At 73.2% G+C, this 14,385-nt stretch carries 13 protein-coding genes and 2 pseudogenes; 5 read left to right on the forward strand and 10 right to left on the reverse strand.

The features are described from left to right. Positions 1-168 precede the first annotated feature (168 nt). Positions 169-648, forward strand: coding sequence for an ATP-binding protein (locus tag ACIHCX_RS36390; RefSeq protein WP_400037354.1), 480 nt, complete (start codon positions 169-171; stop codon positions 646-648). Between the two features lie 94 nt (positions 649-742). On the opposite strand, the gene ACIHCX_RS36395 is transcribed toward ACIHCX_RS36390, so the two are convergent. The 6 genes and pseudogenes from ACIHCX_RS36395 to ACIHCX_RS36420 form a co-directional block, all read right to left on the reverse strand. Further along, complete coding sequence (locus ACIHCX_RS36395; RefSeq protein WP_390829918.1) at positions 743-1,009, reverse strand: DUF397 domain-containing protein; 267 nt, start codon at positions 1,007-1,009, stop codon at positions 743-745. A 146-nt stretch (positions 1,010-1,155) separates the two neighbouring features. Further along, the gene (locus ACIHCX_RS36400) at positions 1,156-1,620 is read right to left on the reverse strand and encodes an SRPBCC domain-containing protein (RefSeq protein ID WP_400037357.1); all 465 of its coding nucleotides are present in this window, start codon (positions 1,618-1,620) and stop codon (positions 1,156-1,158) included. A 142-nt stretch (positions 1,621-1,762) separates the two neighbouring features. Then, positions 1,763-2,110, reverse strand: coding sequence for an ArsR/SmtB family transcription factor (locus ACIHCX_RS36405; protein ID WP_400037359.1), 348 nt, complete (start codon positions 2,108-2,110; stop codon positions 1,763-1,765). Positions 2,111-2,138: 28 nt separating this feature from the next. Next, positions 2,139-2,513, reverse strand: coding sequence for a VOC family protein (locus ACIHCX_RS36410; RefSeq protein WP_400037361.1), 375 nt, complete (start codon positions 2,511-2,513; stop codon positions 2,139-2,141). Between the two features lie 86 nt (positions 2,514-2,599). Continuing rightward, on the reverse strand, positions 2,600-2,833 hold the full coding sequence (rpsR, locus tag ACIHCX_RS36415; protein WP_400037363.1) for a 30S ribosomal protein S18: 234 nt from the start codon (positions 2,831-2,833) through the stop codon (positions 2,600-2,602). Between the two features lie 3 nt (positions 2,834-2,836). Continuing rightward, positions 2,837-3,721, reverse strand: a pseudogene (locus tag ACIHCX_RS36420) (GTP-binding protein); the annotation flags it as partial. Here ACIHCX_RS36420 and ACIHCX_RS36425 point away from each other — a divergent pair. Further along, the gene (locus tag ACIHCX_RS36425) at positions 3,690-4,268 is read left to right on the forward strand and encodes a DUF4232 domain-containing protein (protein ID WP_400037365.1); all 579 of its coding nucleotides are present in this window, start codon (positions 3,690-3,692) and stop codon (positions 4,266-4,268) included. The pseudogene ACIHCX_RS36420 and the gene ACIHCX_RS36425 sit on opposite strands and share 32 nt — an antisense overlap. 12 nt (positions 4,269-4,280) lie before the next feature. Here ACIHCX_RS36425 and ACIHCX_RS36430 read toward each other — a convergent pair whose 3' ends face one another. Continuing rightward, positions 4,281-5,402 (reverse strand): DUF2786 domain-containing protein, encoded by a 1,122-nt coding sequence (locus tag ACIHCX_RS36430; RefSeq protein ID WP_400037367.1) that lies wholly within the window; start codon positions 5,400-5,402, stop codon positions 4,281-4,283. 127 nt (positions 5,403-5,529) lie between these two features. Between ACIHCX_RS36430 and ACIHCX_RS36435 the strand changes: the two genes are divergently transcribed. Then, on the forward strand, positions 5,530-6,309 hold the full coding sequence (locus tag ACIHCX_RS36435; RefSeq protein WP_400037369.1) for a Clp protease N-terminal domain-containing protein: 780 nt from the start codon (positions 5,530-5,532) through the stop codon (positions 6,307-6,309). Positions 6,310-6,369: 60 nt separating this feature from the next. Next, positions 6,370-8,064, forward strand: a complete 1,695-nt coding sequence (locus ACIHCX_RS36440) for a bifunctional 3'-5' exonuclease/DNA polymerase (RefSeq protein ID WP_400037371.1) — start codon at positions 6,370-6,372, stop codon at positions 8,062-8,064. 54 nt (positions 8,065-8,118) lie between these two features. Here ACIHCX_RS36440 and ACIHCX_RS36445 read toward each other — a convergent pair whose 3' ends face one another. After that, positions 8,119-9,012 carry a glycosyltransferase family 2 protein gene (locus ACIHCX_RS36445; RefSeq protein ID WP_400037373.1) on the reverse strand — a complete coding sequence of 298 codons (894 nt, stop codon included), beginning with the start codon at positions 9,010-9,012 and terminating at the stop codon, positions 8,119-8,121. 227 nt (positions 9,013-9,239) lie between these two features. Here ACIHCX_RS36445 and ACIHCX_RS36450 point away from each other — a divergent pair. After that, positions 9,240-9,953 (forward strand): annotated as a pseudogene (locus ACIHCX_RS36450) (adenosine deaminase); the annotation flags it as partial. Between the two features lie 275 nt (positions 9,954-10,228). Here the strand turns inward: ACIHCX_RS36450 and ACIHCX_RS36455 are convergent. After that, complete coding sequence (locus ACIHCX_RS36455) at positions 10,229-11,395, reverse strand: hypothetical protein (RefSeq protein WP_400037375.1); 1,167 nt, start codon at positions 11,393-11,395, stop codon at positions 10,229-10,231. A 170-nt stretch (positions 11,396-11,565) separates the two neighbouring features. Beyond that, entirely contained in the window at positions 11,566-13,917 is a 2,352-nt protein-coding gene (locus tag ACIHCX_RS36460; RefSeq protein WP_400037377.1) for a SpoIIE family protein phosphatase, read from the reverse strand. Between the last annotated feature and the right edge of the window lie 468 nt (positions 13,918-14,385).

Consider the following 14,385-nt stretch of genomic DNA (forward strand, 5'->3'; position numbering starts at 1 on the left):
GGAAAAAATGACCAGTAAGCGGTACGGGGAGGTCCAATTCGGTCGCGTGCACGTGCATCTGCCCTTGCATCTGGTGTACGCATCCGAAACCATGGTCTCGCGCCACCGCTGCATCGCAACGACCGCGGATTACCGGGAGTGCCTCGCATGGGGACGAATGGATCGACCATGCTCGAGCCGTTACGGCAGGGCCTTCCCCCGCTGGATCCCGCGGCCGTGTCCAGCGCCGCCTCCTGCGCACTGCCCGCCCGCTACGAAGCGGTGCGCGAGGCACGGCAGTTCACCGGCACGACGCTCGACCGATGGGACCTGGCCGACCGGTTCGAGGACGTCTGCCTGGTCGTCTCGGAGCTGGTCACCAACGCCCTGCGGCACGGTCTGCCGGAGTCGTCGCCGGAGCACTCGTGCGACCACGACTCGCCCGTACGGCTGCATCTGTTGCGGTGGACCGGGCGGCTGGTGTGCGCGGTGCGCGACCCCAGCCGGGAAAGTCCGGTCGCCCGCGAGACGGACGACTTCTCGGCGGAGTCGGGCCGCGGCCTCTTCCTCGTCGACTCCTTCAGCGACGGCTGGGGCTGGCACCCGCTGACCGGGGCCCTGGACGGCAAGGTGGTCTGGGCACTGTTCCGGCTGGCGTCCGTCACATGACGAACGGCGCCCCTCTTCGACGCCGTGGTTCTACGCGCGTTACCGCGCGTTGCGCACCGATCGCCCCGAGTCGCGCACCTCACTGGTCGGCGCGTCAGCCCGCTATCAGGTGGTCGAACTCCCCGTCCTTGACCCCGAGCAGCATCGCCTCGATCTCCGCGCGCGTGTAGACGAGCGCGGGACCGTCGGGGAAGCGGGAGTTGCGCACCGCCACGTCTCCGCCCGGCAGTCGCGCGAACTCCACGCAGGACCCCTGCGAGTTGCTGTGCCGGCTCTTCTGCCAGGCCACCCCGCGCAGCCGCGTGGCCGCCATGCCGTTGTACACGTCGCCCCCGTACCCGCCCTCAACGTCGTGGTCCACAGGTCGCTCCCCGGTGGTGCACTGGCTGGTGTGGCCATGGATGCTTCGGTCAACTGATCGCGATCATAACCTTGTTCACATGCATATGCGCGAGCAGATGCACGTGCACAGGGCGTGGTCCAGCGGTTACAGCCCCGACGTCCGCTTCACCCGAGCCGCTCGAGCGTCTGCCCCAGAACACACAGGACATGCGAGCGCCACCCCCCGTCCATGATCTTGCGCGCCATCATCTGCGCCGGGTCGTCCGGATCGAATCCCTCGTGCACCAGGAAGAGACGCGTACCGCGGCCCTCCTGTTCCAACGTCCAGGTGAGTGTCCAGTCCACGGGATTGGCCGGATCGGCGTCCCTCCAGCGGACGGCCAGCATCCGCTCGGCGTCGTAGGCGAGAACCTCCACGTCGACGGCGCCGGAGAAGGAGGAGTTGGGCCGCGGCACGGAGGTCATCCGATAGCGGTGGCCGACCTCGAGGCGGAAGTCCGCGGCGCCCGGCATCTGCCACTGCGCGAGCAGCGAGGGCTCGGTGAGGGCCCGCCAGACCTTGGCGGGCGGGTGCGCGTAGAACTGGTCGACGCGGATCGTGGTGAGGTCGTCGTGGGGGTCGGTGCTCATGTGCGGCCGCCGTGGGGGGTCGGTGCTCGGGTGCGGTCACCGCGGGGGTCGGTGCTCGGGTGCGGTCACCGCGGGGGTCGGTGCTCGGGTGCGGTCACCGCGGGGGTCAGTGCTCGGGTGCGGTCACCGCAAGGGTCGGTGCTCAGGCGCGGTCGTCGTCGGGCATACGGTCCAGCAGCGCGCCGAGTTCCTTCATCCGGCCGCGCCAGAACCGCTCGTACGGGTGGAGCCAGTCCTGCACGTCGGCCAGGGGGGCCGCCTCCAGGCGGTAGATGCGCTGCCGCCCGGAGCGCTGCTCGGAGACGAGGCCGGCCTCCCGGAGCACCTTGAGGTGTTCCGAGAGGCTGGGGCGGCGCATGGCGAAGCGGTCGGCCAGGTCCTGGACGGGCTGTGGCCCCTCCTCGCGCAGCAGCCGCAGCACCTCGCGTCGGGTGGCGTTGGCGAGCGCGGCGAAGACCCGGTCCTCCGCGGCGGTACCCGCCCCGCTCATACGGTTCTCGTCCCGTTCATGGCGGCGGTCAGAAACCTTCCTTCTCGGTCAGCAGCATCAGACCGTTGCCGTCGAGGTCGCTGAAGGAGGCCATGCGGCCCCAGGGCAGGTCGTCCGGGCCCTGCACGGAGACCCCCGCCTGCGCGAGCCGCGCGCAGTCGGCGTCGACATCGGTCGTGACCAACATGATCCCCCGTACCGATCCGGGCTCGAAACCCCCCATCCCCGGCCCGGAGAGCGTGAAGACCGTCTGCGCGCCGGCGGGTGCCACCTGGAGCCAGCGGCCCTGGGGCATGTCCCGGTCGGCGGTGACCTCGAAGCCGAGGACATCCGTGTAGAAGCGCAGGGCCCGGTCCTGGTCACTGACGGGGACGGTCACGAAGGAAGCGTGAGTGATGTTCATGGAGACGACAATAGGTAGGAGATTCCCTACGCGTCAAGCGTAGGGAATCTCCTACCTATTAGTGGTGTGCGTCGTCCCGGGCCCGATCAGCGGATGGAGTACGGCAGCAGCGCCATCTCCCGCGCGTTCTTGATCGCCCGCGCCAGCAGTCGCTGCTGCTGGGCCGTGACCCGGGTGACCCGGCGGCTGCGGATCTTGCCGCGGTCGGAGATGAACTTCCGCAGCAGGTCGGTGTCCTTGTAGTCGATGTAGTCGATCCCGGCCTTCTCCAGCGGGTTGGGCCGGGACTTGACGGGCTTGCGGTCGCTCTTGCGGGGCATGGGTCAGACCTCCAGGAGGGTGTCGAAGGCGGACGGCACGCCCTTCCAGGCGTCGTGTCCGGCGGCGTACTCGGCGTCGGTCAGCAGGCAGGACTCCAGCAGCCGTTCGAGGCCGTCGCGGTCGAGGCCGGGGGACGTGAAGACGAGGTGCTGGCAGCGGTCGCCGTGCTCCGGGTGCCAGTCCAGCGCGGCGGCGACCCGGCGCACCGGCGGGACCATCTCCCAGGCCGCGTCCGGCAGGGCGGCGAGCCAGGGCCCGACGCCCTCCACGCACAGCGCGCCGCCGGCCGCGTCCCAGTGCAGCAGCGTGTCGGGCCGGTCGGCCAGCCAGAACCGGCCCCGGCTGCGGGCGGCGGCACAGGTCAGGTCCTCCAGGGCCGCGTACAGCCGCTCCGGATGGAAGGGCCTGCGGCCACGCCAGACCAGCGTCGAGACGCCGTGCGCGTCCGCCTCGGCGGGCAGCAGCGCGCACGCCGGATGCTGGGCCGCACCGGCCGCCTCGACGTCGAATCCGGCGAGGGCGGCGTGGGCCAGCTCGGAACGGCCGGCGACGTTTTGCGCGCGTGCGGCCACAGGCGCGTCCGCGCGCGCGGAGCCCGCCGGGTCACCGTGGCCGATCGGGACCCGGCGGGCCGTCGGATGGAGCTGCGTGAGCAGTTCGTGGTCCTCCTCGTCCGCCTCCGGGGAGTCGGCGACGGCGAGCACGGGCGCGTATTCCAGCTGCCGGGCGAAGGTGTCCGCGACCGTCCGCTGGTCGGTGGCGGCCGCCGCGAGCCCACCGTCGGCCAGGTCGTCGCCGTTGCCGAGGTACGGCAGAACCAGCGCGGGGTCGACGGCGGTGATCACGCCGGTGACGGTGAGCCCGCCGGCCGCGACCACCTCGGCCACCGTCACCGCCCTCGCCGCGGCCCTCCTGCTCACCGCCTGCGGGAGCGGCGGCGACACCGGCTCCGGGTCCGGCTCCGGCTCCGGCTCCGGCTCCGGCTCCGGCTCCGGGGAGAAGAACACCGACGGCACGGCCTGCCGGATCGGCGAGCTCGCGATCCAGGTCGGCCCGGCCAACGCCGCACCCGCCGCCGGGGACACGGGCAATGTGCCCGTCACCGTCACCAACCGGGGTGCCCGGTGCACCCTGGAGGGATTCCCGGGCATCACCCTGTCCGCCGGCGGCGCCACGGCGACCGTCCCGCGCGAGGGGTCCGGAACGCCGGAGAGGCTCACCCTCGCCAAGAACGACACGGCGGCCTTCACCCTCACCTATGTGCGGGGCGAGAAGGGCGACGCCAAGGGCCTCGCGGTGACGACCCTGAGGCTCAGCCTGCCCGGAGCGTCCGGCAGCCGGGACTTCCCGTGGTCCTACGGCCCGGTCCAGGGGAAGAAGAGCGCGGGTGACCCGGACGCGTCGGTGACGGCCTTCCAGCAGGCCGGCGACTGACCGCGAGGCCGTTCACGCGGGTGGCGCGGCGCGTCGGCCGAGCGGCGGGCGGGACGTCACCCGGGCCCGGTCCGCCGCCCGGGCGCCCTCCGTCCACCCCGCGGTGTCGCTCACCCCGCGCAGGCGGGTCGTGGTCGTCTCCGGGAACAAGCGGTCCACGCGGTCGGTGACCGCGACGTCCCGGGTCGCCAGGACGGGCAGCAGGTCCGCGGTCACCTGGGTCTCGGCGGCGGCCGCGAGGCGGGCGCCGACGCGGTGGGCGTAGGCGGCGAGGAAGGACTGCCGGAAGGTCTTCGTCCGCTTGCGCCCGCCCGCCCGCTGGGCCGCCTCCGCCCGGGTCATCGCGGTCGTGGCCTGGACCAGCAGCGAGGCGTAGAGCAGTTCGACCGCCTCCAGGTCGGCCTCGAAGCCGACGACGGTGGAGAAACCGAGGGCCTCGTTCCACACGGCGCGGCAGTGGTTCGCGGTGGCGACGGCGTCCAGCAGCACGGCCTTGGCCTGCTCGTACGGCGGCTCGACACCGATCCGGCAGGCGCCGGGTGCGTCGGGTGCAGGGGCGCGGGCGGCGAGCAGCGCCTCGTCGACGCTGTGCCGCGCCATCAGCTCCTGCGCCTTCGCGCTCAGCGCCTCCGCCTCCTCCGGATAGCCGGTGGCCTCCGCCTTGGCGAGCAGCGCCCGGATCCGGGTGAGCATGCGGGACTCGGTCCGGGAGGCGGGCGCGGGCTCGTCCAGCGGTTCGAGCGCGGGGAGCCGCAGCAGCAGGCGGTAGAGCTCCAGGACAGCGGTGGCGTGCGAGAAGCGGTCGGTGCGGGGCGGTTCCGCGGGCGGCAGCGCGTCGAGCTGGGCGGTCCAGCGCGGGCCGCGCGGCCGGTCGTCGGCCGCCTGCGCGCGGACGAGCGCCGCGAGCAGCCACGCATGGACCTCGCCGAGCTCCCGCCCGACGATCCGCGCGACATCGGCGGGCTGCCAGCCGCGCTGCCACGCCGTCGCCACGAACTCCCGCCCGCGCCGGAGGAGTTCGGCGTCCGCCGCGGAGTCGGCCGCCAGCAGGGAGGCGCCGGTGTCGAGGGCGTCGCCGGAGGGTGCGTAGAGGGCGGCCCGGAAGGCCCGGTCGACGGTGCTGGACGTACTCACCGGTCGATGGTGCCACGAGGCACGCAAGACTCTGTCCACACCCTGTGGACAGAGATGGCCCCGAAAACTCCCCCAGGAGTGTCAACTCGCGGTTGACACCCCTGGGAGCGCAACCTACGGTTGACACATGACGAACCCCACCATCAGGTCGAGCGTCCGTCTGGACGACCTCATCTCGGCCATCAAACAGGTCCACCAGGAACCCCTCGAACAGCTCCAGGACGCCGTACTCGCCGGTGAGCACCTCGGCGAGGTGGCCGACCACCTCATCGGGCACTTCGTCGACCAGGCCCGCCGCTCCGGCGCCTCCTGGACCGACATCGGCAGGAGCATGGGCGTCACTCGGCAGGCCGCGCAGAAGCGGTTCGTGCCCAAGGAGTCGGCCGACCTCGACCCCAGTCAGGGGTTCAACCGCTACACGCCCCGCGCCCGCAAGGTGGTCATGGCCGCCCACGAGGAGGCCAAGGCCGCCAGGAGCGCCGAGGGAACGCCCGCGCACCTGGTCCTCGGGCTGCTCACCGAGCCGGAGGCCATGGCCGCGCAGGCCGTCGAGGCCCAGGGCGTCACCCTGGACGCGGTCCGCGAGGCCGCGACCGCCGCCCTCCCGCCGGCGTCCGCCGACGCCCCCGAGCTGGTCCCGTACGGCTCGGCCGCCAAGAAGGCCCTGGAACTCACCTTCCGCGAGGCCCTGCGCCTCGGCCACAACTACATCGGCACCGAGCACATCCTGCTGGCCCTGCTGGAGCTGGAGAACGGCGAGGGCGTCCTCAGCGGCCTCGGCCTGGACAAGGCGCGCGCCGAGGAGTACGTCGCGGCGGCCCTGGCGGAGCTGGTGAAGGACCGTGCCCGGCAGGACGAGGACCGGGAGGCGCACAACGGCGATCAGGGCAGCGGACAGGACGGCTGACCGGCCTGCTGAGCAGCAGGTCGCAGCCCGTTGTCAGACCTTCCTGCGACACTCGCCGACATGACCGACCGGTGGGCTCTTGCACCGGCCGAGGACGGCGGCGCCGAGGTCGCCCCCCTCGGCCGGGACGGCCTGCCCGCCGGTCCGGTGCACCGTGCCGCGGACCTCGCGGAGGCGGTCCGCGGCAGACCGGACGTCACGCGATGGGTGTGGCGATCCACCGCCGAGGTCCATCCCCGTCTGCTCGCCGCGGGCGTACGGGTGGAGCGGTGCTACGACATCGAGGTCGCCGAGACGCTCCTCCTCGGTCACGAGGGACGTCACGGCGAGCCCCGCTCGGCCGCCGCCGCCCTGGCCCGGCTGCGCGGCGGCCCGGTACCGCCGGATCCGCCGCACCGGTCCGCCGAACCCGGCGCACAGTCCTCACTCTTCGAACCGCAGGGCGTGCGCCTGCCGCTGGCGGACCTGCTCGCGGTCTACGCCGGCCAGCAGCGACGGCACGCACGCGCCGAGCACCCCGGCCGGATGCGTCTGCTGACCGCCGCCGAGTCGGCGGGCACGCTGGTGGCGGCCGAGATGAACCGTGCGGGACTGCCCTGGCGCGCGGACGTGCACCGCGCGGTGCTCCGCGAACTGCTCGGCGAGCGGTACGCGGGCGGCGGCGAGCCCCGCCGCCTGGCCGAACTCGCGGACGAGGTGTCCGCGGCCTTCGGCCACCGGGTGCGGCCGGATCTTCCCGCCGACGTGGTCAAGGCCTTCGCCCGGGCCGGGATCAGGGTGAAGTCCACCCGCCGCTGGGAGCTGAGGTCGGTCGACCACCCGGCCGTCGAACCGCTGCTGGAGTACAAGAGGCTGTACCGGATCTGGGTAGCCCACGGCTGGTCCTGGCTCCAGGACTGGGTGCGGGAGGGGCGGTTCAGACCGGAGTTCCTCGCCGGCGGCACGGTCACCGGCCGCTGGGTGACCAACGGCGGGGGCGCGCTCCAGATCCCCAAGGTCATCCGCCGGGCCGTGGTGGCCGACCCCGGCTGGCGCCTTGTCGTGGCCGACGCCGCCCAGATGGAGCCGCGAGTGCTGGCGGCCGTCTCCCGCGACCCGGGGCTGATGGAGGTGGCGGGCCGGGACGCCGACCTCTACCAGTCGGTGTCCGACCGGGCCTTCTCCGGCGACCGCGCCCAGGCGAAACTCGCCGTGCTCGGCGCGGTCTACGGGCAGACCTCCGGCGACGGCCTGAAGAACCTCGCCGCCCTCAGACGCCGCTTCCCGAAGGCGGTGGCCTACGTCGACGAGGCCGCCCGCGCGGGCGAGGAGGGCCGGCTCGTACGAACCTGGCTGGGCCGCACCTGTCCTCCGGCCGCCGGGGCGGCCGAGGACGCGACCGGTGAGGCGGGCCTCCCGCAGGACGACCCGGCCACCGCACCACCCGCCGGCCAGGACTGGATGCCGGGGTACGCCTCCGCCGACTCGCGCGCCCGGGGCCGCTTCGCCCGCAACTTCGTCGTCCAGGGCAGCGCCGCCGACTGGGCCCTGCTGCTGCTCGCGGCGCTGCGCCGCAGCTGCCGGGACATGGCGGCCGAGCTGGTCTTCTTCCAGCACGACGAGGTGATCGTGCACTGCCCGAAGGAGGAGGCGGACACGGTCGTCGAGGCGATCCGGCAGGCCGCGGAGCTGGCGGGCCGGCTGACGTTCGGCGAGACCCCGGTGCGGTTTCCGTTCACGACGGCGGTGGTGGAGTGCTACGCCGACGCGAAGTGAACGCGAGCACGGACGCGCGCGGACCGCGATCCGGCGGGTCGGACGACCGGTGGGTCAGATCACCGGCGGCCGGCCGAGCCGGGTGAGTCGCCACACGGTCCGCCAGCGCATGGGCCGCCGCTCCCCCGCGGGCTCGCGCAGCCCCTCCACGAAGCCGCCGAACCAGGCCCGCAGCCCGGCGAGCGAACGGGTCCGCGCCAGGGTGAGCAGCGTCCACACGCCGAGGTGGACCGGGACGAGCGGGAGCGGCAGCCGCCGCCGGGCCAGCCAGACCCGGTTGCGGGCGGTGACCCGGTAGTAGATGGCGTGCCGGGCGGGCGAGGTCTTCGGGTGCCGCAGGAGCAGCTCGGGCGCGTAGAGGATCTTCCAGCCGGCGTCGGCGGCACGCCAGGCCAGATCGGTCTCCTCGTGCGCGAAGAAGAACTCCGCGGGCCAGTCCCCGGTCTGCTCCAGCATCGCCGTCCGCAGCGCGTGCCCGCCGCCGAGGAACCCGGTGACGTACCCGCCCCGCATCGGGTCCGCCCCGCCGATCCGCGGCACGTGCCGCTGCTGGGTCTCGCCGCGCTCGTCGGCGATGCGGAAGCCGACGATGCCCAGGCGCGGGTCGGCGGCGTACAGATCCCGTACCCGGCGCAGTACGTCGGCGTCGACGAGGAGCCCGTCGTCGTCCAGCTCCACGACCACATCGACGTCCCCGAACTCCCGCAGCCGGGCCAGGGCGACGTTGCGCCCGCCGGGGCAGCCGAGGTTCTCGTCGAGTTCCACCGCCGTGACCTCGCCGGGCAGGGACAGCCGGCGGGCGAACTCGGGCAGCCGGCACCCGTTGCCGACGATCACGATGCGCGCGGGCGCGAGATCCTGCTTGGCCACGGACTCCAGCAGGGCGTCGACCTCGGCGGGCCGGTTGCCCATGGTCACCACGGCGACAGCGATCCTCGGCTCCACCACGGCCCTCATCCCGTCCGACGGCAACGGCGCCCGTACGGCGCACCTCGTTCACCAGGATGTCACCTAGGCGGCGCCGGTTGCTTCGACGCCGCATCACATCGCGTCCGGTTCCCACCGCTTCACCGCAATCCTCCTGGAAGCGGCGCGAAAACCGCGGCCCATGCCATGCGTCCGTCAGCCGCCCGGGTGACGTCCGCGCAATTCCGTGCGGTCACCCGGTCGGGTACGCGGTCAACCTGGTCCAGCCGGAGGACGGGGACGTCGCCCTGCGCGACTACCGCCTTCAGATGCGCATGGTGCGCTATCTGCGCGGCCAGTACCCGGAGGCCCATGTCAGCTTGCATGCAGGCGAGTTGTGGCCCGGACTGGTCAAGCCGCAGGACCTGAGGTTCCACATCGAGGAGGCCGTCGACGTCGCCCGCACCGAGCGCGTCGGGCACGGCGTCGACCTCGTCCACGAGGACGACTGGCGGCGCACGGCCCGCACCATGGCCGCCCGCCAGGTCGCCGTCGAAGTGCCCTTCACCAGCAACGCCCAGATCCTCGGCGTGAAGGGCGCCGACCACCCCTTCGCCACGTACCGCCGCTACGGCGTCCCCGTCGTGCTGGCCACCGACGACCCCGGCGTGTCCCGGATCGACATCAGCCACGAGTACCAGTACGCCGCCAGGACCTACGGCCTTTCCTACGCCGACTTGAAGGATCTCGCGCGCGCCTCGCTCCAGTACGCCTTCCTGCCCGGTGCGAGCCTGTGGCAGGGCAGTCCGACCACGGCGGGCTACCGGGTCGTGCCCGTCTGCCGCGGTGAGCGCCCCGGCCTGCCCGTGCGGACCCCGGCCTGTCGGCGCCTGCTGTCCGGCAGCCCCAGGGCGGAGGTCGAGTGGCGCCAGGAGGCGGCCTTCTCCGTCTTCGAGCGCACGCACACCCGCGCCGCGCACTGAACCGCCCGGTCCCGTCGTCGCGTTCCCGCCGTCCGCCGAAGGGCGGCCCGCCCCTGGGGTCGCCCAGAGGTGGGCCGCCCAGGCCCCGGGGACAGGCCCTAGGGCCTGTTGCGAAAGTCCCGTCGTCCGCCCGGAGGGCGGGCCTCGCGGCGTCAGGTGCGTGCTCTCGGCGTGCCGGGCCCTGGCCCTCGTACTGGATGTACTTGGGTCAGGGCCCGGTGCGGCGAGAGTGCGTGCATGGCGTCGCGGGGCAGGCGGGACTTTCGCAACAGGCCCTAGGAGTGGGCAGGGCTCTCGGCGGGGGGCACGGCTTCGGGGACGTCGTCGGCACGGCCCACCGTCAGCCGCAGCGTCGCGACAGCCGCGACTCCCGCCACCAGACCGCAGGTCAGGGCGGCCGGAACGCCGTAACCGAGGCCCGAGGACAGATAGATCAGCCCCCAGCGCAGGCCCGCCCCGTCCGTCACCGTCCGCAGCAACTGGCTCGCCAGCAGCCCGAGGACGGTCGCGCACACCGCGCCGACGGCCATCGCCGGAACGGTGGACCGGACCAGCAGGACGGGCAGCCACCGCAGCGCCCACCACACCACGACCAGCAGCAGTACGTCGGGGACCCGGTACAGGAGCCAGTCGCCGAACGGCGTGCCCGCCGGGCCCGCCCAGCCGCCGAGCAGCAGCCAGCCACGCAGCAGGTCACCCGGTTCGGCGAACATCCCGCCGAGCGGGTCGAACCTCTGGAGGGCGGCTGCCACCGACTGGTAGGAGAGGACGACCACGGACAGGGCGACGACCGCGGTCCCGGCTGTGGCGGACAGGCGGGCGGCCCGCGGCGGGACCGCCTGCCTCGGCAGCGGACCGGCGCCCTTGACGGTGATCCGGGCCGCGAGCACCGTCCCCGCCGCCGCCACCAGCGCGGCCACCACCAGAATCTGGCACCCGGCCGAGAGCGCGGCCGCCAGCTGGGGCAGGAAGCGGTAACTGCCGCGCCCCTGCGAGGCGATCACCCACGGCGCGGAGACGGTCACCGCCAGGGTCCCCGCCACCAGACCCCAGGCCCACACCGCGAGCAGCGTGGCGGGCAGCCGGCCGTGCACCGGCGGCAGCCTGCGGACCAGGTGCAGCGCGCCGGGCACGAAGAAGGCGAACACCGCGGCGAAGCGGATCTGGAGCGCGGTGTGGTAGAGCGCCAGGTAGCGGGCTCCGTCCGGATCGGGTGTGCCGTTGACCCAGTCGGACGCCCCCGCACCGAACCGCACGACGTCCGGAGGGTCGTACGACCAGGGGATGAGCCAGCGTTCGAGGTCGGCGGCGGCCCGGCCGCCGATCGCGTCGGCGGTGCCCGCCAGGTGCAGTGCCTGCACGCTCGCCCCCGCCCACCACAGCAGCGCCGTGATCAGCAGCCCCCCGACCAGCGCCGGTATCGCCGCGCGCCGATACGTCATGACCGTCCCCCGCCCCTGTCCTCGTGCCCCGGTGTCCCGGTGTCCCGTGCATGTCACAACTGGGCGGTGAGACTACACGGCCCCCGGTGGCAGCCCCCGATCGTTCTACGGATCACGGCGGGCGGCCCGACCGGGGCACGCGGGCACCCCGGCCGCGTGAAAAGGCCGGATCACTGCTCCGGGTCGGGCGGCAGCAGACCCTCCACGGACAGGTCCTCCAGGGACAGGCCCTCCATGGGCAGGCCCTCCAGCGGCAGGCCCCCCACGGGCAGGCCTTCCCCGGGCGGGCCTTCCCCGGGCAGGGGCTGCTCGCACCAGATGGTCTTGCCGTCGCGGGCGTGCCGGGTGCCCCAGCGCTGGGTGAGCCGGGCGACCAGCATCAGGCCGCGTCCGCCCTCGTCGTAGATGCGGGCCTGGTGCAGATGGGGAGCGGTACTGCTGGCGTCGGAGACCTCGCAGATGATCGACCGGTCGTAGATGAGCCGCATCTGTATGGGGGGCTGGCCGTACCGGATGGCGTTGGTGACCAGCTCGCTCACCACCAACTCGGTCACGAAGCCGATCTCCTCCAGACCCCAGGTCGCCAGCAGGCGGGCGGTGCGGGCGCGGATCCGGGCCACTTCGGCCGGTTCCGCCGCGATGTCCCAGGTGGCGACCCGCGTCTCGTCCAGGGCGTGCGGCCGGACGAGCAGCAGCGCGGCGTCGTCGGACGGAGGCTCGGGCAGCAGCGTCTTGACCACGTGGTCGCACAGCGCTTCCAGCGAGTCGCACGGCTCGGTCAGCGCCTGGCGCAGTTCCTCCAGCCCCGCTTCCATGTCGCGCTGCCGGGACTCGACCAGGCCGTCGGTGTAGAAGGCGAGCAGACTGCCCTCCGGCACCTCCACCTCCACCGTCTCGAACGGCACACCGCCGACACCGAGCGGGGGCCCGGAGGGCAGGTCGAGGAAATCGGCGCTGCCGTCCGGAGACACCATGATGGGCGCCGGATGGCCGGCACCGGCCAGCGTGCAGCGCCCGGTCACCGGGTCGTACACCGCGTACAGGCAGGTGGTCCCGACGTCCCCGGTGCCTCCGTGTGCCGGGTCGGCGCCGTCGTCGGCGCCCGATTCCGCGGACTGCCGGTTCACCAGGTCGTCCAACCGGGTGAGCAGCTCCTCCGGGGTGGGATCGACATCGGCGAGCGTGCGTACGGCCGTACGCAGCCTGCCCATGGCCGCTGCGGCGTGGATGCCGTGTCCGACCACGTCCCCGACCACCAGCGCGACCCGGGCACCGGAGAGCCCGATCACGTCGAACCAGTCGCCGCCCACCCCGGCGCGGGGTGCGGCGGGCAGATAGCGGGAGGCGGCCGACACCGCCGAGTGCTCGGGCAGCTGCTGCGGCAGCAGGCTGCTCTGCAGGGTGCGGGCGATCTCGTACTGGTTCTCCAGCGCCGCGGCCTTCTCGATGCTCGCCGAGGCCAGCTGGGCGAGCTGGACGAGGATCGCCTCGTCGTCGGGTGTGAACTCGCCGCCGTCCTCCTTGTCCGAGAGCTGGATCAGACCCAGGTTGCGACCGTCGGTCGCGATCAGCGGGACGGCCAGCCAACCACGCATCGGCGGATGAACCGGGGCGTAGGCACCGAAGCCCCGCCAGGCCGGATGGGCCTCCAGCTCCTCCTGGGTCATCCGCATCGGCTGGTTGTCCCTGCACACCAGGACGTAGATCCCCTCCCCGACCGGGGGTGCGTCGAAGAAGCGGTACTCGCTGTACTTGTCCGACAGGGAGACGGCGTTGATCGCCTGCGCCCAGCGGAGGTTCCTGGTCATGCTGGTGACCGACTGGTGCGTGCCCACCAGCGCCCTGGCCTCCTCGGTGACCGTCTGGAGGGCGTACTCCAGCGACGGCGCGGCATTGATCCGCAGACTTGCCCGCGCCAGGTCCTGCAACTGCCGGGACCGTCTGTGCTCGGCCACGGCGGCGGCCGCGGCCCGCTCGTAGAGCCGGCCGCGTTCGGCCGCGTCCAGCCGCAACCGGATCTCGCTCATCACCGACGTCCCCAGCTGCTCCAGGGCGTGCCGCTGCTCCGTGTCCCACAGTCGCGGCTTGGTGTCGAGCACGTACAGCACTCCGATCGGCAGCTCCTCCAGGAGCAGCGGCACGCCCAGGTACGCGCGCATGCCGGTGGCGGCGACCGCGAGGTCGGACCGGTGCTCGGAGTCGTTCCGTACGTCGTCGATGACCAGTGGCCGGCCGGACACCACCACCTCGGAGCAGAAGCCCCAGTCGACCCGCTCCCGCTCCCCGTGCCGCGGTACGGCCGCGCCGATCCCGGCCCGGACGAACTGCTGGTCCGCCCCGGCCAGGCTGATCAGCGCCATTCGGGCGTCCAGCAGCCGTACGGCCAGGCTCACGGACCGGGCGAAGGCGTCCACGGTCAGCTGGTCGACCGCGCGGACGGCGTCCACCGCGGCCAGCCGTGCGGGCTCGCGCAGCACCGTGGCAGGGTTCGGCGGGTCGCCCGCCTTACCGAGCTCGGCCATGGCCCCTCCGCGCCTGCTGTGTGAGTCGCACCCCGCTCGGATCCGTGGTCCAGTGCCCTGGACCCCAGGCCGCCGCCCGAGGATCTCGCCTGCGCCCTCGTGGCCTCCACCGAGGCCTGGACGTTCCGACCGGGAAGTCACCCTTGCCTGATTTCAAAAGTACGCCTGCCGGTCGCGGCGGCGAACTCGGCCGGGGCCCAGCGAACGCCGAAGGACCGGCCGGGCCGCGGAACACGCAAGGGCTGAAACCGGAACTGAGACCGGAACTGAGACCGAGGCGCCCGTAGCGCGCCGACGTCCTCCGGGGAGGGCTCGGCAGTCCGCTCGTACCGCTGTCGGTCTTCGCCTTCTCCCGCTTCGTCATGGGGGATGTGGGCCCGGCGGATGGCGAGGAGGGCGACGTCATCACCGAGGCGTCCGCCGGTGTGGGCGACCAGGTCGCGTTCGATGTGCTGGAGCAGCGCCTCG

Origin of the sequence: Streptomyces sp. NPDC052043 (assembly GCF_044548235.1) — a bacterium.
GTDB lineage: Bacteria > Actinomycetota > Actinomycetes > Streptomycetales > Streptomycetaceae > Streptomyces.